At 44.8% G+C, this 24,656-nt stretch carries 18 protein-coding genes; 1 reads left to right on the top strand and 17 read right to left on the bottom strand.

The genetic code is table 11. From position 1 onward, the window contains the following. The 17 genes from HMPREF2726_RS12485 to tagF form a co-directional block, all read right to left on the bottom strand. Positions 1-721, bottom strand: a 721-nt coding sequence (locus HMPREF2726_RS12485) for a PAAR-like domain-containing protein (protein WP_148132443.1), incomplete at its 3' end; no start/stop codon positions are given. 82 nt (positions 722-803) lie between these two features. Next, complete coding sequence (locus tag HMPREF2726_RS00355) at positions 804-1,940, bottom strand: DUF2169 family type VI secretion system accessory protein (RefSeq protein ID WP_070601843.1); 1,137 nt, start codon at positions 1,938-1,940, stop codon at positions 804-806. A gap of 12 nt (positions 1,941-1,952) precedes the next feature. After that, positions 1,953-4,295 carry a type VI secretion system Vgr family protein gene (gene tssI, locus HMPREF2726_RS00350; protein WP_003780333.1) on the bottom strand — a complete coding sequence of 781 codons (2,343 nt, stop codon included), beginning with the start codon at positions 4,293-4,295 and terminating at the stop codon, positions 1,953-1,955. Positions 4,296-4,367: 72 nt separating this feature from the next. Next, positions 4,368-7,925 carry a type VI secretion system membrane subunit TssM gene (tssM, locus tag HMPREF2726_RS00345; RefSeq protein WP_009311295.1) on the bottom strand — a complete coding sequence of 1,186 codons (3,558 nt, stop codon included), beginning with the start codon at positions 7,923-7,925 and terminating at the stop codon, positions 4,368-4,370. Between the two features lie 31 nt (positions 7,926-7,956). Then, positions 7,957-9,222, bottom strand: coding sequence for a type VI secretion system protein TssL, long form (gene tssL / locus HMPREF2726_RS00340; protein ID WP_009311294.1), 1,266 nt, complete (start codon positions 9,220-9,222; stop codon positions 7,957-7,959). A 24-nt stretch (positions 9,223-9,246) separates the two neighbouring features. After that, positions 9,247-10,590, bottom strand: a complete 1,344-nt coding sequence (gene tssK, locus HMPREF2726_RS00335; RefSeq protein ID WP_003761746.1) for a type VI secretion system baseplate subunit TssK — start codon at positions 10,588-10,590, stop codon at positions 9,247-9,249. A gap of 26 nt (positions 10,591-10,616) precedes the next feature. Then, on the bottom strand, positions 10,617-11,243 hold the full coding sequence (gene tssJ, locus HMPREF2726_RS00330; protein WP_003761742.1) for a type VI secretion system lipoprotein TssJ: 627 nt from the start codon (positions 11,241-11,243) through the stop codon (positions 10,617-10,619). 144 nt (positions 11,244-11,387) lie between these two features. Continuing rightward, on the bottom strand, positions 11,388-14,039 hold the full coding sequence (gene tssH / locus HMPREF2726_RS00325; RefSeq protein WP_009311292.1) for a type VI secretion system ATPase TssH: 2,652 nt from the start codon (positions 14,037-14,039) through the stop codon (positions 11,388-11,390). Positions 14,040-14,128: 89 nt separating this feature from the next. Further along, positions 14,129-15,169 (bottom strand): type VI secretion system baseplate subunit TssG, encoded by a 1,041-nt coding sequence (tssG, locus tag HMPREF2726_RS00320; protein ID WP_049224707.1) that lies wholly within the window; start codon positions 15,167-15,169, stop codon positions 14,129-14,131. Continuing rightward, positions 15,166-17,142, bottom strand: a complete 1,977-nt coding sequence (locus HMPREF2726_RS00315) for a type VI secretion system baseplate subunit TssF (protein ID WP_009311290.1) — start codon at positions 17,140-17,142, stop codon at positions 15,166-15,168. The genes tssG and HMPREF2726_RS00315 overlap by 4 nt, the downstream gene beginning before the upstream one ends. After that, entirely contained in the window at positions 17,139-17,651 is a 513-nt protein-coding gene (gene tssE, locus HMPREF2726_RS00310) for a type VI secretion system baseplate subunit TssE (protein WP_009311289.1), read from the bottom strand. Before tssE ends, HMPREF2726_RS00315 begins: the two co-directional genes overlap by 4 nt. A 33-nt stretch (positions 17,652-17,684) precedes the next feature. Then, positions 17,685-18,500, bottom strand: a complete 816-nt coding sequence (locus tag HMPREF2726_RS00305) for a type VI secretion system accessory protein TagJ (protein ID WP_003764196.1) — start codon at positions 18,498-18,500, stop codon at positions 17,685-17,687. A 159-nt stretch (positions 18,501-18,659) separates the two neighbouring features. Beyond that, entirely contained in the window at positions 18,660-19,142 is a 483-nt protein-coding gene (locus HMPREF2726_RS00300) for an Hcp family type VI secretion system effector (protein WP_003761730.1), read from the bottom strand. Between the two features lie 88 nt (positions 19,143-19,230). Then, positions 19,231-20,730, bottom strand: coding sequence for a type VI secretion system contractile sheath large subunit (gene tssC, locus HMPREF2726_RS00295; RefSeq protein ID WP_003761727.1), 1,500 nt, complete (start codon positions 20,728-20,730; stop codon positions 19,231-19,233). A gap of 33 nt (positions 20,731-20,763) precedes the next feature. Then, positions 20,764-21,282 (bottom strand): type VI secretion system contractile sheath small subunit, encoded by a 519-nt coding sequence (tssB, locus tag HMPREF2726_RS00290; RefSeq protein WP_003761725.1) that lies wholly within the window; start codon positions 21,280-21,282, stop codon positions 20,764-20,766. A gap of 68 nt (positions 21,283-21,350) precedes the next feature. Then, entirely contained in the window at positions 21,351-22,418 is a 1,068-nt protein-coding gene (gene tssA / locus HMPREF2726_RS00285) for a type VI secretion system protein TssA (RefSeq protein WP_003780319.1), read from the bottom strand. 4 nt (positions 22,419-22,422) lie between these two features. Further along, complete coding sequence (gene tagF, locus HMPREF2726_RS12480; protein ID WP_009311287.1) at positions 22,423-22,974, bottom strand: type VI secretion system-associated protein TagF; 552 nt, start codon at positions 22,972-22,974, stop codon at positions 22,423-22,425. A gap of 544 nt (positions 22,975-23,518) precedes the next feature. On the opposite strand from tagF, the gene HMPREF2726_RS00275 reads away from it, so the two are divergent. Next, a partial coding sequence (locus tag HMPREF2726_RS00275; protein ID WP_246827833.1) for a DUF6531 domain-containing protein occupies positions 23,519-24,656 on the top strand: 1,138 nt, incomplete at its 3' end.

Genomic DNA, 24,656 nt, shown 5'->3' with positions numbered 1-24,656 from the left:
CGTCCGGATTCTTGCTGAACCAAATCTGTTCGCTCTCGAACAATACCGGTTCCTCATCGTCTTCATCGACTTCCGGCAGCGGAAACAAACGGCCCTGATCGTCGATATAGGCCAATCCTGCCGCATTGCGGATGATGCGTTGGCAGCCCGGTACGCTCCAGCCCTCGCCGAGCCAGCCGGTACCGTCTTGGTCGGAATAATAGCTGCGGCTCCAGACCAGCGGCAGGATGCCTTCAAAGGCAAAGTCGGTTTCATTCTCCAAAAACTTCAACCCGTGAATCGGATTGACCGGGCGGCCGGCAGCGAGAGCGGCTTTGCAGGAAATACAGGGTTTGGGTGGCAGTTTCTTTTTGAACTTATTGTTCATGTGGAACATATCGCCGGCGCGTATGATGTGGCGCTTGCGGATTTTAACCGAAGAGGAGTGCATCATCGGCCATGCGGGTTTGGTGGCGGTGCGTGAAAGCACACCCTTGCGGCCCGGAAGGGCGGGTTCGTCGCCGGTAGTGCGGTTGGTTTTACTGGCCTTAAAGACGAAGGCGGGCTTGCGGTTGAGGCGGACATCTTTGGCAACGGTTTTGGCGTTGCCCAAGTCGGCGAAGAGCGGGAAGGGGATGGGCGGTGTAACAGGAGGAGCGGGAGGGGGCGCCCAGCAGAAATCGGGGAGGGTACAGATTACATAGAAGTCGCTGTCTTTACGGGCGATTTTATTGAATGCCATGGCGGCTTGCTCCTGTTGGGGATGGGGTCGTCTGAAAGGGGGATGAATGAGGACTTAGGGTTTCAGACGACCTATGTGTGGTTTATACGTGTGCTGCCAAAGATGGCGGGATTGGGATAAATTCATCCTGTGAATCCCGACAGGCTTGAGCGGCCGCGATTTGATCTGCCCGTTCGTGTCGGGCGATGAATCTGAGCTGGCATGCCGCAATTTCCAGTTCCTCCGGAAAAGATGTGCGGTAGCTGCAATCAATGCGGCGTTGTTCTACATCGACGAGGATGGTGTCCAATACCATATCTTTGCACAATGACGAGTTGGTTGCCGTATGGGCGTGGACGAACACGGTTTCTACCGGCAAATCAACGGTAAAGCGTTGGTTGGGTGCTTGGAAGGAATGCACCATGCCGGTAAAAGTCAGTTCGTAAATATGGTTGGGTTTCAGATGGGGAAGCTGCAGCGAGGGATGGGCGCCGTTCCAATAAGCCATAGAAAAATCTTCAGGCAGTAGCGGGGCACGGTTGGCTATCCATTGCGCATCGGCAGTGCCGGTATGTTTGGCTCGCAGTGCAAAATAACGGGGCATAAAGCCGAAGCCTTCGGGCGCGGCTTTATCGGACGGATCTCGCACGGGGTGTGCGGGGTCGTAGATTTGATGCGCTTTCAGCGTCCGCTTGAACCCGTTTTTTTTGAGTTCGGCCTTTGGATAATAGCCGATACCGATGGCGTTCTGTTGATAGCCTGTGTGGTCGTCTTCGACTGCGCTGCCGCCAAAGGCAAACTCATAGCGGATAGGCAGCGAAAGGATGGGGTCGGGTTCGCTCAAAGACCATCCTGCCGCCTCCCGCACCCAGTAACGTTCCCCGGTAAGCGCCAGGCTTTTTTGGTAATCGCCGATACTTACGGATACGGTAAATTGCCGAGAGGGGACATCGTCGGGTGCATAGGCGGTGGCATTGACGACCAAGTCGGTTTTGGGTTTGTAGAGGCTGAAGTCGCTTTCAAACTGAGTCGAGGTTTGCGAAGGATCGCCGTAATAGGTATCGGCAAACGTGAGCGGCGTTTGCTTACGGGCAAACGCAAGCTCCGTTTTTCCTGTTTCCGGGTCAATTTCAAACTCGTAACTAACTTTGGCGACGACTACATCATAAGCTCGATCTGTTTGGTCGATGTTTTTAAACTGCTGCGTATGAAAGCAGGTAAAGTTCTGCAACTCAAACATGGCGTATCTTCTCTAGTTGATATCGACTTTTTTGCCGTCGATGTCCACTACTTTGGTGCCGACGATCTTGATCGTTTTGCTGACGATGCTGATTTTGTTTTTATCAATCAAAATCATGGAACTACCGACTTGTATGGTAATTTTCTTGCCTGCGGACAGGGTAATGTTTCGACCTGCGTTGAGGCCGATGTTCATACCGGCGTTGAGCCCCATCACCAAGCCGACGCTATGCATTTCTGCACCGACGACATTGGTCATCCAGCCTGCACCGACGTTCAGCATATAGCCGGCACCGATGTTGGTCATCTGTCCGATGCCGACATTGTTCATACCGTTCAGGCTGACGGTTTCCTGTTTGTTGCCGCCGATACTGCTGACTTCGTTGGCAACAACGGTCTTGTTACGGTTGGCACCGACGGTCAGTGCTTGGTTTTTACCGACAGCAACGTTCTGGTCTTGTCCGACAGTCAGCGCTTGGCTCTGACCTATGCCTACTTTTTCGTTCAAGCCAACAGAACGGCTGCGGTTTTTACCCACGTTGACGCTTTGGTCTTTACCTACGCTGGTGCTTTGGTTGTCACCCACACTAATGCTTTGGTTTTGGGTAATGCTGGAGGTCTCGTTTTGACCCACCGATTTTGTGCGGTTTTGGGTAATCGAAGCCGTTTCGTTTTTTTGGACGGTTTTCGCCCGATCGCCTACTACCGTAACCGTTTCGTTGTTACCGATTGTGGTGGTGCGGTCGTTGTTGACGTTGCGGGTTTCGTTGTTTTTAACCAAGGAGGTCAGGTCTTTTTGCGCTTGGAAATTGACCATCTCAGAACCGGCAGTATCGTTGAACATCAATTCGTTGAAGTTGGACAATGGCGAATTGAAACTCTTGCTTTTGATACCGGACTGCTTGGCCGCGGCAGGAAAGCCCCATGGCGGCGACATTGCGCTGTTGTACAGACGACCCAATACAATCGGCCGGTCGGCATCGCCGTTGATGAAGTCAACCAGCACTTCTTCACCGATACGCGGTGTGTTGATAGAGCCGTATCCTGCTCCGGCAGAACCTTGCGTTACCCGAACCCAGTTGGAGCTGTTTTCATCCATTTTGCCGTAGCGGTCCCAATGGAATTGGACTTTAATATCGCCATACTCGTTGGTATAAACCTCTTCTCCGGCAGGACCTGTTACCGTAGCCGCCTGTGTACCCAATACTTTGGGTTTCGGCGTTTTAAGGGGAGGGCGGTATGGGTAGGATTTGGGTAATACGCGGAATGAAATTCTGAATTTGCCGATACGGTCGCCGGTAGTATAGCCGGCTTCTTCAAAATCATAATCTGCTTTCAGAATGGTGTATTCGGTATTGGATGAGGAATGCGGGTGTTTGCTCAGGGTAAATGTATAACCCGGAGCTACTGTCAAGGCAGTACCCGAACCGGTAATGATCTTGGTTTGGCTTTTCAGATCTTCACTGCGTACCTGACTGTAGTTTTGTGCTTCGGATACATCGCTAAAGCCGGTATAAAAATCATAATGTTCCATAGGAACAGAACTGAAATCGTGAACCGAATCAGAAGATTTCATTGGGACTTTGGCGTTTTTATAGTTGTATTCTTGAGTCACGAACTGACTGGATTTCAAGGCATCCCGTTCTTCCCATACATCGATATAGGCGATGTTGGGTGCGCCGGGCGCAGTATTTTTGGAATGGTAAGGAATGTTGGGAGAAGGAATGGCTTCTAGAGTACCGACATCATCAGCGATAACGAGCTCGTGCGAACCGTTGCTGTGGGTAAAATAATAGTAGATACCTTCCTGTTCAAACAGGCGGTTTAGGAAATTAAAACTGTTTTCCTGATATTGGACACAAAATCCTCTGGTACGATAGCCTTTTTGGCATTTTACCTGGAAGGGAAAGCCGAACGGCGACAAGACTTCATTGGCAATATCCAGAACGGACTTGTCGACAAATACCCTGCTGTCCGTATTTTGGGTGAGATACCACATAAACGGACGGGCTGTACAGGTGTAGGCATGATAGTCTTCTTCGTCTTCATCTTCGCCAATGTAACCGAAGTCGGTAACCAAACCGTTCAGATAGCGTGGGCTGCCTGCTTCTGTGTCAATTTCCAATGTTATAGGCTGACCGATAATATCCTTGCCTTGTAAATTGGAATCTTTGGAAACCAAAGTAATATTAAATTCAAAAAGGTTGGAAACAAATTCTGTTCCAAGCATTTTTTTGAATAAAAGTTGTGATCCCAAAGGTGTATGAGCAACGACTGTTCTATTCATTTCGGGAAATTCCTTGTTGACATTAAAAACCAATTTCGCTTGAGTGTCGGTTTTTCTATTTTCAATCATGCATAGGGTTGCGGCAGCAGCATGTTGGAATGAGCGGTTTCAGACGACCTGCTTACATTCTCATTATGACCATCAAACGCACTGAAAATTCCTTAATTTGTTTAAATTAAAGGGATTGAAGGCTGTGGAAGTAGTAAATTCAAGTACAACGTTTTTGCCTTGGATGTTGTATTCGACAACGGTAGTGTTTCCTGTCTGGCGAATGATTTTCCCTTTTTCAATCAGGCGGAATATTGACCATGGTCCGGTTGAGCTGATACCCGCACTATTGATTTGAGGGGAGGAAATATCTATTTTTGCCAAGGCGTTTTCTTCTTTTGAAGGCCAAGTAAAGGTTGCAGGATTGACTGGACCGTGACTGTATACATAGCTTTTCCCTGCATAAGAAACATTCACGCTTTCCAAGCTGGAGTCAAGAATCAAGACTTTGACTGTAAAGTCAAAAGTGGGTGTTTCCGAGCCTTTGTCAAAATATCCTTGTCGGATTGCCGCTATGTCGTTCAGCCTGGAAAAACGGTCTTTAAATGCGCTGTTTTTAGCAGTCAAGGTTTCCAGTTTTTCTGAACGTGCCAATACGGCGGCTTCACCTGATAAATTGGTAAACTTGCTGTACATACCGTTTGGACCAAATATGTTGGTGAAGCTTTCTAAGGCAACATTGTTTTCAGAACCTCTGTCAAAAGGGTAACCCTGTTCGTGTATTTCTTGGCAACTGTTTGTTACGGTTGCCAACTGTTTTTCCAAGGTGGACATGAGCTTTTCATCAACAATTTTGTCGGTGTTTTTCAAAATAATCTCAGAAAAGCTGTCTAACATTGGGCGGAAGGGCATAGGAAGACGGTTTACTTCAGCTTTGTATTTCACAAACGGATCATCAGGAGGCAAATCTACCCCTTTTTCGACTGCGACATTAACGGCAACCAAATAAACGTACAAATCATTAATGGCTTCAGTAACGCTGTTAATTGCCGGAGGTTGATCATTTGTGGTTTCAGTTAAACTATGGAAATCCGCAAAAGCATCATCAACGGGAGTGGCCAGTTTTAAAGCAGACAATTCATTTTTTACATTTGCCTCTCCTTCAGCATCTAGGAGCTTTGACAGTCCTGCTCTATTTAACCAGTCGGCAATTTTACTGTCTGCTTTATCCGTTATCTTTTTATCAATGGTAAGCGTCGTATTGTCGCTGATACCTTTGATAATATTAACTAAAGGAGAATTTTTCTCTGATAAAAGCTTGGCAATCTGAATACTTTCTCGAGATGACTTGGGCGTAACCAATGACAAATCAGACAAATAGTTATTCCATGCCTTGATGTAATTGCCGAAATAAAGCTTTTGAGCATCTGAAAGAACAGAAGCTTTGCTTTGGCTTTGTGATGCATAACTACCCAATACCCAGTTGTCTTCATTAAAAAACTGTTCTGCCGACTTGACCATAGTAGGCAAGACTTTGGTAATGTAAGCCTCTTTGGTATAAATGAAGTTAATCGGTTCTTTTAAAGCTCCGCCGGTTTTGCGACGAAACAATAAGTGACTTTGTACGCCGCCCATGCTTGAAAAAGAAACAGGTGTGATTCCTTCTTTGCCTGAGAGAGCAACTGTGTTGATGGTATCTTCCAGTACCATAGTGGCAATATCTCTTTGTGCAATTTCCTGCCTGCGGCGTTCTACCAATTCTTCATCATAGGGTACGCTGGGAGTAATGCTTTGTTTGGAAAGTATTTGGTTTAAAGCTTTCTCAAGAGATTTTTTCTGTTGCTCACTCATGCCTGAAGATTCTGCTTTAGACAAATTAGTCATCAGCCAGTTTTGCATAAAAGCGGCATCAAAATGCTCTTTGTCGTACATCATTAGATAAGCTTTTAAAGCATTGTAACCATTGATGCCGTCTGAGCCGCTGGTTGTACGCAGAAGCTCATCTAATTTGAAACTGATTAACGGCATCACATTGTCTTGAAGGATTCTTCGGTAGGCAGATTCCCCAACGTCTTCCATTTGCCCGCCTTGATAAAGGCCCATACGATAGCTGAGGGGAGGGGAGGACAGATCGGGAATTTCTCTACTGCTGGTTGTATCTTTGACATGTTCTGCAAATGTTACTGCTTTAAGTAGGTCGGGAGCTTCAGTGTATTTTTTCGCCTCTTGACCCAGTTTGGTTGCTTTATCGCCAACCTGCTCAAGATATGAGCGATTATTCGAATAACTGTTCAGCATCATGGCTAAGCAGGCAGCGACTATGGTGACAATAGCTCCAATGCCTAACCAATAGAGCATTTGTTTTTTGACAAACCAAGATTTATTTTCTCCCGCCAGGTTTGCTTCACTAAGGATGACGTCAGAGAACAGCCTGTGCAGGAAAAAGCTTCGCTCGTTGTTTTGAGTTTTGGTTCGATCCGAATCCAAGTATTTTTTCGATAATTGGAAATCGTTTTGCAAGCCATCCAATATGGGATTGAAATGTTGTCCCGTTTGGGTACCGCTTGAGAAATAAACACCTCTCCACGAGATAGGTTGCTCAAATTTTGAAGATTTAGATAATTCTTTAAATAGAGAAAGTACCGCCTGATTAAGACGTTCAAATTCTTCAGGGAAAGCAAAAGCCGCTGCTTTATCTTCAGAAGATTCCAATTGATGGATGGTGCCCAACATAGAAGAGCGCAATTTATCAACAACTTCCGATAAAGCATTGGAAGCAGTGGCAATTGGAGTTTCCATTCCTTCGGTATCAGAAAGAGAAATACCCAAATATTGGTTTCTTTGTTCTTCCGTCAGATGATCGAAGAATTTGTCAAAACCATGCAGCAAATCCAGTTTGGTTATCATAAGATAAACAGGGAAATGTATACCTAATTTGGTATGCATTTCGTGGATTCTTTTGCGAAGTTCTGCAGAAATTTCGGTAATATTGGTTTTACCGCCTAAAAGGTCATCCACTCCTACGGTAACTACTACACCGTTGATAGGTTGTTTGGGACGGTAGCGCTTCAGTAGGGATACAAATTCTTCCCAGTCGCTGGAGTCCTTATTGCTGTGGTTGTCATGTAAAGACAATCTGCCTGCAGTATCGAGAAGTACGATTTCATCGGATAAAAACCAATCGCAATCGCGCGTCCCTGCCAAGCCGCTTACAGATGTTCCTAAAGTGCTTTCTAGAGGGAAGTTGAGACCAGAGCGTTTTAATGCTGTTGTTTTACCAGAACCGGCAGCACCTAAAACAACGTACCACGGCATTTGATAAAGATATTGCCCCTCTTCCAATCTTGCCAATAAACTATTTTTAGATCTGGAAAATTTTGCGTTTTTCAGTACTTTATCCATTTCGGCAAAATGACGACTCATTGAGCTGACATCGCTTGCATTTTTTAAAATGGGTTCTTGTGCTGCACGAATTTCCTTCAGTAAGGCAGCGTTTCGACGTGATTCACGATATTGGCGAAATATGGCTTTAGCCAACCAAATGCCGATAATGGCTGCACACACGGCAAGGCGAATAGTCTTGTTTGCTAAAGGACGGATTTCACCTATGGAAATCAGTGGGCCGATAAACCATACCAATATAATCAGACCGGCGATACCCAGCATTACCCATAAAGAACGGGAGCCTAGAAAATAAAGAATTTTTTTCATATTTGTTTTTCCGTATCAATCCAATTTCAGATTATTGATGTGTACTTACATCACTGCTTGGCTGAGTAGTGGAAGTATTGGTTTTTACTTCTACTTCACTACCCAGTTTGGGGCCGGTTCCAGTTGTGAATAGGGTAATTTCAACCCTTCGGTTTTTGGCTCTATTTTCCAAAGTATCATTTGGAGCAACAGGATCGGTCGAACCACGTCCCTCTGAACGAATACGAGCTCCGCCATTTTTGATGTAATTCAATAAAATTTCTTTTACTGCATCTGCACGAGCTTGAGAGAGATGCCAGTTAGATGGGAAGTTCAAGCTCTGAATGGGCTGATTGTCAGTATATCCGGTCACTACGATTTGCCCTTCTACGCTATCCAAAGCTTGGCTGACTCTTGCCAATACAGGGTAATATTGGTCTTGAATTTGTGCAGAACCAGACTCAAAGAGACCGTCACCCAAAATAGTGACTGTACTTCTATCTTGAAAGTCTTCTACAGAGACTAGCTTTCTAGCAATTTCATTTTCCAATAAAGGACGTAGTCGGACAGTACTTTGTGTTTCTTGCTGTTTAGCCGTAACAGAAGGGAGTTTGAGATTGTTAACTTTTGTACTGGCAACATCAAAGTCATCACCTAAAGACCATTGCATTGCAAAATAGCCCACCCCCAAGACGACTGCCCCTAAAACACCTACAACCCATAAAGGAATAGAAAGCCTTTGTTTTCGTTGGATAGTATTTGTGATTATTGGATTGTGTTTGAAAAGATCGGCAGTTTGATCCGGTCGTTTACTATGAATTAAAGCGAGCAAATCTCTTTTGATTTTGTCGATTTCGAGTTCGCCGCTATTTAACACTTGATATTTGCCTTTGTAGCCAAACTGCAAACACAAGTACATAAACTCTAATAAATCAATATTCTTATCCGGATCCTGTTTCAAATTTTGAATAATCTCAAAAAAACGTTCCCCGCCCCATGTTTCGTCATAAAAAGATACCAACAGACTGTTTTTTGACCAGGTTTCATCTGCCCAGCCTGCACGAACAGCCAATTCATCTACGAATGTACATAGACAGTATTTTGCAGCTTGGATAGCGTCGTATCTTGCTCCATTTTTTTCAGCATTTTCTTCAAAATTATTGATTAAGAGAGAAAATTTGTTGATCAAACTGTCCGTAGACAATTGACTGGTAGTCTGCTGCATCGCATTGACTAAGATAAAAACCGGTTTGGCCGCCTCAATCAATGGGTTATAAATATTTGTGGTGCTGTGAGCAGCATTATTCTGGTTATCCATAATGAAATTCCAAATTGAACCAAATTAACTTAAAGACTTGATTGCCCAAAATTCAACATCTAAATTCGGAAAATTACCGGCTAAATGGAAGGCCATGCCTGATGAAGTGTCAAACATGTCCCACAGCTCGTGCTTTTTGTCCAATTCAAAATAGACATAACCGCTATGGTATGGCAATTCTCGGGGTGCTACAGACAAAGCATGAACCCTGATTCCAGGTAGGTGGTAAGCAACCAATTCTTTTACTTTCTCCACAGTACCTATTTTTACTACGCTCGGAATTTTTTGGCGCAATGCTTCGTTCGGCATATCGGCTTTGATAGCAAGGACAAATGAGGCTTTATCCAATAGGCTTTGATCTGGTGTTTGAGCAACGCGAGTGGCTTCATCACGCATATCCAGCGGAATCCTAATCGCGCGTTGTTCAAGAACGATGGATAACGATTTACGCAGATTGAAAAATAATTTGCCAAAGCATGAGGCTAGGTCATTATGCTCATAGACAGGGATATCGCCTACTTTGCGAGAAGGCAGGAAGGTCATTAAATCAGCACATAGTTTGGATAAATTAATGAATAATTGTTCAGGGTGCGTTTGTCGTGCCCCTTCATTTTCATGATGCAAATATGCCAAATAACGATTAATGGTTTGAAGCATCATGAAATCCATAACTTCAACAGAGCCGCCGGTATTAGGATCGTTCACTGCATTGGCCAGACTATTGCTTTTTTGCATCAATAAACCATAAATTTCTGAAATATAAGCTTTCAGGTGTGGTTGTTTTTGGCTTCCGAGGCAAGGCGGGATATATGATTCATCTAAAATAATTTCAAAGTCTGCAGAGCTGGATCGGATAAGCGCAATGGGCAGGGCAGTTTGTCCGCTGGTTAAGTCGTTTTCTAAAACCAACATCGGATTAAGATCTGCCAGTGTTACTTGGCGACCATCTAATTCAGTATTTGTAGTGTCTGCTAGAGTTTTATTAAAAGCTTTGTAGCGACATGAGTCTGAAGAGTCCTGATCTGGGAAATAAATCTCATTATTTACAGAAGAAGGCAGGGTAACGGCAAGGCAGATTTTGGTGTCTTTAATATTTGCAGGAACTTTTAAACTCAAATTCTCAAGCTGTTTTTGAGAGAATAAAAATACAGAACCATCAGGAAAAACACCTTCTGCTTCATTAATACCGATTACCCCCCGTTTGAGGCCGTCTGAATTTAATACCAGCGAAGAGAATCCCCAAAAATGACCCTCTTGAGAAACGGCTAATTGGCGTAGACCGGATTCAAGGTAACGTTCAAATTGTTGGAAATGTTGAGGGGTAATAAAGATACCCTCCGACCAAACTACTTTTGCTTCTATTGCCATGCCTTTTATCCTTAATCTTTTAGTTATTATTTTTCTTCACGGAAAACGCCTTTGCTAAGGTCATTGCCGTATTTACGAGTTTTTCCATTTTCTTTAATTTTTTTATCGTCAGGGTGCCGTTCTTTATATTCTTTCAACAAGTCCTTCATTTCTGACTTTGATAACTGGGTTAATTTATTTTTGCCGACATTTACATAGAAATAATGTTTGCCAAACTGATACCATTTTTTCTTCTGCTTCAATAATACCAATTGCCATTGACTGTTATCCAAATCTCGATAACTTGCGACTACACCCAGATATTTCAGGTGGGAATCCATTTTAATCGGCAATATGGTAACTGTATCAGGATGCAGCATGAATTGGTTTTGCTGGATTAACTTCTCACCTAAATTTTCTTTGGCGTTGTTGGTAAGTTCAAAATAGTTTGATTTTTTGAACTCCCCGTCAGAAGACAACTGATATAAATCCAATCTGATGGGAGAAGGTTGGCCAACTATATTAGGATTCGCATCAGGGGAAACTATGATTTGTACATCAATTTTTTCTCCGCTCTCATCAGATTCTTTAGGCGGTTTATGGTCGGAAGCACATGAGCTTACCATTAAGGATATCATTAAGAATGATATATATTTTATTAGTTGTTTATGCATCTTAAATTGCCTTCAAGTCCATCAGTATTGATTACGTCTGACAACAAATACTTCAATCAGTCATGCAATATATGACTACTGGAGAAATAAATAGGTTCGTTATAATTAATTAGAAAGACTAAATTTTTTTAATATTTTCTAAAATTATAAAGTATTTTTCTTGCGAGGTTTATATTTATATTGATAAGTAAAGTCATGGTTACTTGCATCAATATTTACACTTAAAACTTGTTTGCCTTGAGTTGCACAAGTAAGCAGTTCACGACTGATTTGCGGTAAAACTGTATTGGTCAGAATCGCATCAATCATGCGGCCACCTGACTCAACTTCTGTGCAGCGCGAAGTAATCAGCTTGAGTACTTCAGGCGTGTAGTGAAGGTCGATACCGTGGTTATCTTTAATTCGGTCTACGATACGGCCTAATTGCAATTCCACAATTTTTGAGAGCATATCGTCAGATAACGGATAGTAGGGAATCACTTGCATGCGGCCTAGTAGCGCGGCAGGGAAAGTTTTCAGCATAGGAGCACGCAAGGCTTTGTTTAAACCTTCCGGAGTAGGCAGCATTTCAGGGTCATCACACATATCCATAATCAAATCCGTACCTACATTAGTAGTCAGGATAATGATGGTATTTTTGAAATCGATATAACGGCCTTCACCATCTTCCATCCAGCCTTTGTCGAATACTTGGAAAAAGATTTCATGCACATCCGGATGTGCTTTTTCTACTTCATCAAGCAAGATGACGCTATAAGGTTTGCGTCGAACGGCTTCGGTCAGTACACCGCCTTCACCATAACCGACATAGCCCGGAGGCGCGCCTTTCAGGGTGGATACGGTATGAGCTTCCTGATATTCACTCATATTGATGGTAATTACGTTTTGTTCACCGCCGTACAATGTATCGGCTAGAGCCAATGCTGTTTCGGTTTTACCCACGCCTGAAGGGCCTGCCAACATGAAAACACCGATAGGTTTGTTGGGGTTATCCAGATTCGCACGTGATGTTTGGATACGACGGGCGATTGCATCCAAGCCGTGACGTTGGCCAATGATGCGTTTGTTTAAAGTATCGGCAAGTTGCAAGACCGCCTCAACTTCATCTTTCATCATTTTGCCGACGGGAATACCTGTCCAGTCAGCTACAACGTCGGCAACGGTGCGGCTGTCCACTAAGGGCATAACCAGCGGTTGGATGCCTTGCAGTTTTTTCAGTTTGTTAACCAACTCTTTTTGGCGGGTATGCAGCTGCTTGGTTTCTTTCTCAGCTGTTCCTTCTTCCGCTTGCATGATTTGTTCACGTACTTCTAACAGCTCAGTAACCAAGTCTGCTTCAGATTTCCATTTGTCTTCTAATTTTTTCAGACGACCTTCGACTTCAGCTAATTCTTTGCCGATATTGGTTATCCGTGTTTCAGAATCGAAACTGAGTTTTTTCTCACGTTCCAAATTTGCTTGTTCAAGTTTTAATGCCTCGGATTTCTTCCGCAAAAATTCAATACTGCCGGGGACAGCATGCTGGCTAACTGCAACTCGTGCGCAAGCGGTATCAATCAAGCCGACAGCTTTATCAGGAAGTTGGCGTGCAGGGATGTAGCGGTGGGAAAGTTTCACTGCTGCCTGAATTGCTTCATCGAGAATAATTACGTTATGGTGTTTTTCCAAAGAAGCATTCAGTGCCCTAAGCATGTTGATGGCTTTGTTTTCGTCGGGCTCATCCACTTGCACCACTTGGAAACGGCGGGTCAGGGCAGGGTCTTTCTCAAAGTATTTTTTGTACTCTGCCCATGTTGTCGCGCCGATGGTACGCAGTTTGCCTCGGGCGAGCGCAGGTTTGAGCAGGTTGGCTGCATCGCCCGTACCGGCTGCCCCACCTGCACCAATCAAGGTATGGATTTCGTCGATAAAGAGCACAATGGGGGTCGGGCTGGATTCCACTTCGTCCATAACCGCTCTGAGTCGTGATTCAAATTCTCCGCTGACGCTGGCACCGGCCTTGAGCAAACCGATATCCAACAGAATTAATTGAACGTCTTTCAATCCGGGCGGAACATCTCCGGCCGCCAGACGCAATGCCAATGCTTCGACGACGGCTGTCTTACCGACACCGGCCTCACCTGTGAGAATCGGATTGTTTTGACGGCGGCGCATCAGGATGTCAATCATTTGCCTGATTTCGGCATCGCGACCTGTCAAGGGATCTATTTCGCCATTTTTGGCTTTTTCAGTGAGATTGCTGCCGTATTTGGCCAAGGCACTTTCTTTGTGGGTAGCGTTAGGCTCAGAAGATAAGGCATTTTGGGTAACTTCAAGATTTTCTTCAGAGTTTGCAGTAATAGCGATGATATTGTTCGCCAATGTTTCAGGTTTGATTTTGAGGAACTCGGATGAAATATTGGCCAAAATGCTCTGCAAAGTCTTATTTTCAAGCATGGTGTAGAAAATATGAGCAGTACGGATTTTGTCGGTACCGAATTTGAGCGAGCTGTATGTCCAAGTTTGCTCGACAAGGGTTTGGATATGTTCGGAAAAATCGATAACGGCAGTAGAACCGGCAGGAAGTTTTTCAACCGCTGTCAATACATCTTTACGGACTCTGGCTTCGTCTAAATTAAAACTGTTGATCAGGCAGAAGATATCGGTTTTCTCGGTTTGCAGCAGTGAATGAAGCCAGTGAACCAACTCAACGTAGCTGTTTTCACGAAGACGGCAGAAGGTGTAGGCATTTTCCAGAGTTTTATACAAGGTGGTATTCAACTTGCCAAATAATACGCTGCGGCTGATGTTTGACATGATGTGTCCTTAATTAAGTTATTCCAAGTATGTCTAAAAATAGTTTGAAAGAAGCTTTTCTCAACAAAGGGGTCGTCTGAAAAAGCTGTTTAATGGTTGCTGACGATCAAATCTTCGGCATCACGGGAAACATTCCCCAGCCAAGTTGTTAAGCCGAGTTGTGTTTGTCCGCCTAAGTCCATGAGCGGTACTTCTTTTTGCATTAAAACAGGCTGTATATCCCATTCATATTCATCTGCGGCAAACAGCCTTACCCACTCCCGTAGGCGGGCGGTATTGATACCGTCTTTGAAGAATGATCGGTAAGCGGGTAGGGTAAGCGGACCGATGATAATGCGGAATTTGCTTTGAACATTGTAAAGCTTGTCGCCCAGCAGCAGGCCATCTCCCAGCGTATAGTTACCCATGATGCCGATTTGCGTTTTTTCTTCCGCAACCTCAACCCAATACCCAACATTGGTTTGAATGGTAACGGGGACTTTGAAATAACGGTTGAGTAATTGCTGAAGATTGGCTGCCGAACGACTTTGCTTCATCAGTAGGCCGGCAAAATAACGCTTGGCAAATTCGTGGATTAAGCCTTTGTTATGTATGGCCGGTGTATCCAGCCCATTAAAGCTGGCGATATATTTCCCAAAACGGTCTTCAGCATTTTTATCTAAAGAAATGATGCTCTGAGCGTTGGCCCATGCCCGATAGAACAAGACAGCCAGACGGTGTTGCAACATATTGGCAAAACCGGTCCATGTCCGGTCGCCGTGTTGGTGTTGACGCTCATAGGCATATTCGGTCAAATGCAGGGGCAGGGGGCCGGATGGGCCAAACAAACCGAATCCATTAATGGAAATTTCCACATAACGTGGCGATAAGGCAACCGATTGGATGTTGCGGGGAGCAAAAATAAGCGATGGCTCTTGGCGAATCCTTATTTTTTCCATTTTCGGGCTGACGGCCTTACCCAATAATTTCCCGCCGGTGACAAATTTGACAGACTCAAGCTGGCGCAAGAGTGAAAAATAATCGTATTTATAGGGCTGAGAGGCAACTTTGTTTAAAAAGCCCGTCAGTTTTTCATCCCATGTATCGTCCAATGCGTCGCCAAAATCTGTTTGAGCGTTAACCGGACTCATACGATTACCCTCTCTCCAACAGCATTCGGCCAAGTAGCCATATGTCCTTGTTGGAGCGTGTCAATTTGAAGCTGTATGAATGAGTTAATCGACACCAAACGTTGGAAGTAATGGTTCAAAACTGAGCCAAACAGGAAGGGATGGATACCGCCCAATTGCGCTTCATCCAGCGTAACCGTGATTTTGATGCCTCGAACAGGTGCTGCAACTCCGTAATGACGGACTACCTTGTTCACAATGGAGGTCTCAATGCGTGTGATCGACTCAATCTGTTTTTTCAGCAAATCATTTTCAGAAGAAACAAACACCATTAAAAGCTCTTTTAAGGTGACGGGTGCATCTTCTTGGTCGATGTTTAACAATGACAGATAGTTTAAACTTAATTGGTTTAAAAACGACCAAAGTGTCCGATCCTCACTCACAGCCGCTTGAGGACGTGTCAATTTAGAAATCAGCTTAATAGAGTTAACCGGCAGGAAACCCTCAATCAGGAAATCGGACTCTCCGTCACGCGGCATCATCAGCGGTAAATCCCTGCTGGTACACCAGGCATCTACGGAAAGATGCTGTATGCCGGAATTGAAAGCGTAATCCCGATTGTCGGCAAGAGACAAAAATACTTCACTGCCCAAGTAGGAAGAACGGAAGCCGTTTTTGACAGAATTTTCCGATGGGACTCTGTCTGCACGCCGTGCTGAAAAATAAGCATGCTGAGTTTGGGCTTCGGGGAAGAGCCCCATATCCGGCGCTTTGTACATCGGTGAAAATGCAACGGTTTGACGGTTGTTGGTGTCAAAACCTTTTACTTGTTCGATGGCGTAGATTTCATAATTTAAAGGTTGTGTACGGTCGATGATGACGTGGTGTTCCTGGTCTTGGATATTTACAGGGAAGCGGGAGCTTTTTTTTCTGAAAAGGTTTACCACAGGCACCGCATTGACGGAAAAATCCTCTACACCAATCAATTCTGTCAATTCAGGTATTTTGTTGCTGAATAAAAATGAAAGACTGAAATAACGTTTGCGATAGGTAATGATTTTTTTATTGACACCCTTATCGTTTACGATTTCTTCCAAATGTTCGGGTAATTTGGGCAAATGTCCGTCATTCTCAGCCTGACGGACAGCCTGTTTGATATCTTTTTGAGCGACAAACAGGAATTTTTCCGGCAGGCGCGCGTATTCCTGCATAATCCGGAATGCACTGACGGATTTATCCAAATTAAACGATAAGGCTTCATCTTCCCGAAATCCCCGATGTTCCGGTTTGGAGGACAACGGGTAATACCATTGTTTGGGGTTCTCATAACTGTGGCAAACGACGCCCACGCATTCGGAGGCCAGTAAAAACAGCAGTGCAGATGATTTAGAAAGTTCCGTACCTAAAAACACAGACAATTCATCCGGCAACATTTCCGAACATGCGCCAGGTACGCTGAGTGAGAAGTCCAAACGCAAGGCAGATTGCACTTTTTTCCCGGCAGATGCCTTGAGCGCGGGAAGCATACTTGGTAAATAGCCGAGCGAATCGGTATATTTGGCTTTTTCTATGCGTAAAGGTAGGATTTCAGTGGTTTTGGTTACGGAAAACGGGCAACTTACTTTGAATTCGTCGATGGGTAATGAGCGCAATACTCTGCCACGTTCCAGTAGATTGATTACGTCGGCGTTGTATTGACCGGTAGGTTCCAAATTGACAATAGCTGCTGCCGGTTTCTGATTGATGAAGTCAGGGTAAACGACTTCCAAGATTCTTTGTACGAAACGGGGATATTCCGCATCCAGCTTGAGTTGGGTGCGTGCAGTGAGAAAGCTTACACCTTCCAATAACCTTTCGACATAAGGGTCGGGGATGTCGGTTGTATCCAGTGCCAATCGGGAGGCGATTTTGGGATATTGCTGTGCAAATTCCCTGCCCATTTCCTTCAGGAAGGTCAGTTCTTTATTGTAGTAAGACAATAATTTGTTATTCAAGACCTATTTCCCCCATCTAACAAGTCAAACAACCCGGTCTCGACATCCATACTGGTTCTCAGCAGGAACTCTTTGGGATAAGGATTGAGTTTTAGGTAACCTTTGACTTCAATAATAAGTTTGTTGTGTAAAGCATCGTCATCATCGTCTACGGTATTTACGATAACTTGCAGGGTTTTGCTTTCAAGGCGTGGTTCGAAATCGATGATGGCCTGTTTGATGTTTTGTTCTACATCCTGCCATTCTATGTCGGAGAAATTCACTCCCGACAGGGGCGGAATGCCGTAATTGAGTGTGGACGAGCGCACGTTAACAGGCAGATTTTTCTCCATGGTCTCCGCTTGCATGTTGCAGGTATTCAGCAGGTAAAGAATATCGCGCAGCACTGCCTGCCGATATTGGTCAAGATTGATGACCTGATCGGGGCGTGCCTCTTTTTTTTTGCGCGGCTCTTCATCTGTCAGTCTGTCAAACAAAGAAGGCAGCAGTTGGTTTCTGAATTGCGACATGATTGATTGCGATAGTCGGAGGATGGATAAGGTTTAACGCTGTTGTCCGAATTTAATATTGCGAATATCCAAGAGACCAAAATCATGGCTGTCGGTATACAGGGTTTTTTGACCCATGCCTGTAAAGAGCTGTTCGGCTACTTCTATCCAGTCTGTTTGTGAGCAGTTCATCAACATATCCGACCATTTGGTTTCTGCATCCGGCAAAACAGCATAGCGGGCAGGACTGGTACATTGGATACATTCGCCGTCGGTAAATTTGATTTCAGACGACCTCCAGATGATGTCGAGCAATGAGCTGGGTGCTTTGAAAGCTATACTTTCAATAGAGTCCCAAGTTTGCCAATAGTAGTGGCCTTGATAGAAGAATTCATAAACAAAAGCAGTACGTACGTCGCCATCCATAATCCAGTTGCTGTCGGTTTCGGCAACCGATTTATCTGCCAGAAGATAAGTGATGTGTGCCGGTGTACCGTCGATACAGTCGGATAAGGCTTCGTAGTCGGCAGTGAGGGCAGAGCTTTTTTTCTCTGCAACATGAGCAACTAAAGAGAGTTGTTTTTGAAGAATATCGAGTTTGCTTGCGTGCTGTTCCAGAGTTTTGGGTTTTTGCTGTGTTTCCAAGACTGCTTGACGACGCATTTCGGCAGAAATGTTTTCAATAAGGTAGAGCATCAGAGGCTTTTGAGTATCGGGAAACAGTTTTTGGTATTGCCCGATTTGCTTTAAAGCCTGTTCCCATTTGGCACTCAGACAGAGGTATTGAATCAATGCCAAACGGTGTTCCTGATTGTCAGGATTTGAACGTACAAGCCCAATCATGTCCGTTAATTTAGTCTTCAAATCCATCCCAGCAACTCCTTATTTATTTGTATAAAGTGTGTAATAGTCGAAACCCGATTAACTTTTCAGGAAGACAGAGGTCGTCTGAAAAGTAAATTTATTGTAATAAAGCCTGACTTAAAACGCCTTTTAAGCCAGGCTTCTGCAGTTAAATGCGCATAGTGGTTATGCGGATTTGTTTTCTTTGATGTTGAAGGCCATTTGAACTTCAGCGCCTTTAGAACCTTTATCGGTTTGTTCCCAATATTGGTTTTTCACTTTGGCAGCTTGGAATGAATAACGCATTTTCAGCGCATCGTTGTCTTGTACACCGATGAATTTCACCCCGGTTACCAAGACATCTTCCAAAGTAGTGCGCGAATATTCGATCTGTTCGCCACCGGCTTTGCATACAGAAATTTCTACTTTGCTCAAGTGTTGGCCGGTAGCACAGTTTTTCAGAATGGTCGGAGCGGCTTTGTCAATAGCGGCAACTACGGTCAAGTCATTGAAATTGACTTTACCGGCACCACCGCCACCACCGCTGGTCATCGAACCGGGTTGCTCGGCACCCCAGTCAAAACTTTCGATGTTGGTCCAGTCTTTGTGGTTAGAATCTTTTGATTCGCCGTTAACACCTTCAACTTTCATGAACATATCAATAGCCATGTTTTTACTCTCCTTGTTAAAAGGTTAAAAAAATTAAGGGATTTAACAACAGGGCATGAGCATGCCCACCTAAATAAACCAAACCCGACTATTCCTGTTTAGCCGAAGGCAGTTTGGAAACCAAGCGCAATGAAACGGTAAGGCCTTCGAGTTGGTAGTGCGGACGCAGGAAGAATTTGGAAGTGTAATATCCGGGATTGTCTTCAACTTCTTCCACAACCACTTCAGCAGCGGCCAACGGTTTACGGGCTTTTGTTTCTTGAGTGGAGTTAATCGGGTCTCCATCTACATAATTCATAATCCATTCGTTTAACCAGCGTTCCATGTCTTCACGCTCGCGGAACGAACCGACTTTGTCGCGTACGATACATTTCAGATAGTGCGCGAAACGACAGCACGCAAACAGGTAAGGCAGACGCGCAGACAAACGGGCGTTAGCGGTAGCATCAGGATCATAATATTCAGACGGTTTATGTAGCGATTGAGCACCAATAAACGCGGCCAAGTCGGTATTTTTACGGTGAATCAACGGCATGAATCCCAATGCTGCCAATTCGGCCTCGCGGCGGTCGCTGATGGCGATTTCGGTTGGGCATTTCATATCCACGCCTCCGTCATCCGTCGGGAATGTGTGGCAGGGAAGGTTTTCAACGATACCGCCGGATTCCACGCCGCGGATTGAGGTACACCAACCATAATATTTGAATGAACGGTTAATATTTACCGCCATTGCATAAGCCGCATTGGCCCATGTGTATTTGTTGTGATCCGCGCCTTCAGTTTCTTCTTCGAAGTCAAACTCATCGACAGGGTTCGTTGTGGCACCGTAAGGCAGACGGGATAAGAAACGTGGCAGGGCCAAACCGATATAACGCGAATCTTCGGAATCACGCAGACTGCGCCATGGGGCATATTCGGCATTTTGGAAAATTTTGCTCAAATCACGAGGATTGGCCAACTCTTGCCAAGATTCCATCTGCATCAGTTTGGGGGATGCGCCGGCGATGAACGGACAGTGTGCGGCGGCGGCAATTTTTTCAAGACTATTGAGCATTTCCACATCGGGTGCAGAGTGATCAAAATAGTAGTCGCCAATCAAACAGCCGAAAGGCTCGCCACCAAACTGGCCGTATTCTTCTTCATAAATGCGTTTGAATAGGGGGCTTTGGTCCCAAGCGGTGCCTTTGAAGCGTTTTAAATTGCGGGCAACTTCTTTTTTGGAGATGGGCAATACTTTGATTTTCAACAAAGTATCGGTTTCGGTATTGGTAACCAAATGATGCAGGCCGCGCCATTCGCCTTCCAGCTTTTGGAAATCTTCATGATGCAGAATCAAATTGATCTGTTCGGAAAGTTTTCTGTCGATCTCTGCAATAATCGCTTCGATGGTTTGATAAGTGTCGTCTGAAATAGTAATGGCGTTTTGCAAAGCTTGCTGTGCCAGTGTCGCTACGGCATTATTGACAGCACTTTTGGCTTCTTCAGTTTTGGGTTTGAATTCTTTTTGCAGCAGCTGTTCAAATTCATTTGCGGCAAACACACTTTTCGCGCCGCTGTCCCCTTGGATGTCTAATTGCTTTTCAGTCATGATTCACGCTCACTTTATTGATTTCATCTGAAATTACTGCTCGTCTTTGGTTGTTGCTTTAGGTGCGGCTGCAAGGCTTTTCAGCAGCTCGCTGTCTCCCAAGACTTTTCCGATTAATTCTTCAGCACCGCTCTTACCATCCATATATGAAAGCAGGTTGGCAAGCTCTGTACGCGCTTGTAGGAGTTCGTTTAAAGGACCTACTTTTTTGGCTATTGCTGCCGGAGAGAAATCATCCATGCTTTCCAATTCAAGCTCTACATTCAAGTTGCCTTCCCCGGTAAGCGTATTTTTGACATTAAATGCGACACGCGGTTTGAGGGCTTTCATGCGTTCATCGAAATTATCTACATCAATTTCCAAAAATTTACGTTCGGCCAATTCAGGTAGCGGCTCTACGGGTTTCCCGACCAAATCTGCCATCACCCCCATAACGAATGGAAGCTCAATTTTTTTCTCAGAACCGTAAAGTTCTACATCGTACTCAATCTGTACGCGAGGCGCCCGGTTGCGGGCAATAAATTTTTGTCCGGATGATTTGTTTCGTGACATATTCAATGACCTTTAAATGATAAAAGTTGTTTATTTAAACGAACTTTAAATATTGCGGATAGACTAGCTTATTCGTTGGAAGTTCCCGTTTCTTCGTCCTGCTTCCCGATCAAAACTTCCAGATTGGCAATGCTTTCAGGACTGATATCTTTCATGATGTCGTAGAAGTTCATATTCATTTGCCGCTGTACCCTGCGGATAAATAACGGGGCAGGGTGGCTGGGTTCCAGCGTTTCAAAGTAGATGCAGATTTTTTCCAAAGCCAAATCGACATCAGCCCGATTTTTGATATTCAGACGACGCCATGCATCCGCTTCTTGAAGGGTCGATTGCTCTTGAGCAACGGTCGAAACGGGCGTTTCAGCGGGTTGTTCTGTTTGTTCAGCCTGTTGCAGCTGCGGGGTACTTCCATCGTTGTAATTGATGGCTTTGTGGATCAGGGTAAGCGGTTTTTGAATCACTTCAAAATTGAGTGAGTGTTCGTCGTGCAGCTGGGTCGAGAAAGTATTTTGAATATCTTTCAGATGGTCTAATGCCTGGATTAAGGCAATCAATTCCGGTTTGCCGGTATCGGCACTTACCCTGATATCGAGCATCAAACGTTCTTTGCCGCCCGGATAGCTTTGCGGGTCATTGCCTTGCAAGACAGAAACTGCTTCTTTAACGGTAATAGGCTGTTGGGTCAGCCCGTTTACTAATAATTTGGCTGAAAATACTTCTTTGGCGATGCCGTCATGCGTAGTGAATGCACTTAGTGCATTGATTCGATAAAACGGGTCGGGTTCGCCGTCTTCATCTTCGAGCTTCGGATATAGGGATTTCCAATACAAATCCACATTGGTTTTGATGGCTTCACAACCGGCGCAAAAGCCAACCAGGCCATGTTTTGCAGTGAGCGCCTGTGTGTAATAGGACAAAACATGAAGGTCTTTCGATTCAGCCAGCAATTGATTGCACAGCTTCTCTACTGTTGCCCAATCAGGCTCTTCAGCAGGGATGATGGTGTCGCCATATTGCCTTTCCGGTTTCCCTTCGGCAGCGCTTTGAAGCTCTAAAAAGCGGCTGTCGTATTCAATGTTTACCCCTTCAGGGGTATCGGCGGAAATAGGTTCTGCCCATAAGGGAAATGTATTCATCTATTTATAATCCAAATATTTTATTGAACAGGGAGCAGGTGGGCTCCCCGTCTCTTTCTATATGGTAACCGCTTTCGCAGTCCAGCCAAAAGCTGCCAATGTTATCTGATTTAGATAAAAAATTAAGGAAAGGCTCGGGTAACGGATGGTCAGACTTATAAAGTGTACCTAAACAATTTGTTATAATACATTTACCATTTATTAATGTTTGGTTAAAAAAATCTATGTTTTGAGAGAAAAAATTAATGGATTTTAACTGTTCTGGAAGGGAATAAGGTTTTTGGAACAGTAAAAAAGGATATTGCCGACCTGTTTGGTCTGAACTGAGTGCCGTTAGCCCAATATAGGTAATGCTATCAGGCGGTTTAATGCAAAACAGCCAAATCCGCGATACAGAAAGCGCCTTTCGGGTAAACGGAATGAGTTTGTCTTGGTTGTTGCAACGATCAAACCATCCATCCCAAAAGTTTTTATCATTAGATTGGAGATTTTCAGAAACAATAAAATCACGAGACTGATTTAGTTTTCCGAAAAAGTAGATTTCGCTTTGCTGCATAAATAACAATCACATAATGTAAAATTAACGGATGATAAAGTTACTTAAGGTATCGATTATGCTTTGGCTATGAGTTATATCTGCCATAGCCACTGTATATATACTTTACCATAATTTTGGTTTATGTATTAATATATTTTTTTCCTTATTAAAAGAATAACTAAAGTAATATTTGTATGATAAAGAAGTATTTGTGGAACATTTTTTATTATTTTAGTGTCTTACTTTACAATTTATTTGCAGTTTGTTGTTTGTTATAATCTTCGCGTTGTGTCATGCTATTTTCAAAATATAGTGGCTTAACTTTAAACCGACGGCGTTACCTCGCCTTAGTTCAAAGAGAACGATTCCTCTAAGGTGCTGAAGCACCAAAGTGAATCGGTTCCGTACTATCTGTACTGTCTGCGGCTTCGCCGGCCTTGTCCTGATTTAAATTTAATCCACTATATATTCAAAAGCGATTTTGATCCAAACTTGTAAATCTGTAAGCAACTTAGGTTTTCCATTTCAATATCAATAGAATCTCGACGGAGGGAGTAAACCCATGGCCTCTTTCGGTAATACTTTCGGTATTCTCATCCCCAAACCTGAAGCACCAGCCATGGTGTCTCAAGGCTCTGCCAATCCACCTGAGCCGCTGACCAATGCAGCCGGACCAGTGGATGTGATAGAGATGGTTGCCGATGTTGCTTCCACTGCCCTTTCCATAGTTGCGCCTGATTCTGCTGCAGCCGATGCAGTTGATGCTATATCCGAACTGGTTTCCCTTGCGTCCATGATACCCGGTCAGCCGGGCCCCAAGCCGCCTTCCCGTAAAATGGTCAGTGGTTTTAGCGGCGGCATGGGCATGGGCTTCGATGGCGGGGTAGTTACCTCGGGTCATGGCCACTGTATTCCTTGTAAGGTAGCTGCTGCTATCGGTAACCCCGTAAATGCAGTGCTCGGTATCAAAGTCCTATTTGACGATACCGAGACCGACTTTGCCTTTGATTCCCCGCTTCCCCTTGTTTGGCAGCGCAGCTACTATTCCGACCAAATAGGCAACGGCTGGCTGGGACAAGGTTGGTCGCTGCCGTTCTCCATGCGTCTTGTCCGAACAGCCGACGGTTTCCTTTATATTGATGAGCAGGGCAGGGAAATTTCGTTGCCGGATATCAGCGACGAAGCGGACGAGCCTTATTCCGCAGCCGACGACGATGAGGACGATTTATATGAAGAAGAGGCCGCACCAAGACCTGCTTCCGCCGAAGAAGATCCCTACGGATTGGATGACGCCTATTTCGATCCTTACGAACAAATCTTCTTTTCACAGATTTCAGACGACCTCTACCAAATCGCCTCCCCCGACGGCGGCGCACGGCTGCTGTTTGCCGAAGTCGATTCCGGTTGCGGCATTTACCAACTGGTCGCCCAGCTCGACCGCAACGGCCGTCATATCCGCCTCTGCTACGACGACAACGGGCTGCCGCACAGCATTTACGACGGCAGCGGCCGACACTTCCAACCCGTATTTTCCTCCATCCGTCTGAATGACAACGATCCCGACTTCGACCCGGCCGGAGAACGGGACGTCTTCGTTTCCGAAGACGAGCGTTTCTACGTCAACCGCCTCACCTCCGTTACCTTCAACGGCAAGGAACTGGTGCGTTACGACTACGACGGCTACGGCGATTTGACCGCCG

The sequence above is a fragment of the Neisseria sp. HMSC074B07 genome (assembly GCF_001810355.1).
Taxonomy (GTDB): Bacteria; Pseudomonadota; Gammaproteobacteria; order Burkholderiales; family Neisseriaceae; genus Neisseria.
Note: the sequence above shows the minus strand (reverse complement) of the source record. Positions and strands in the feature narration are given on the sequence as shown.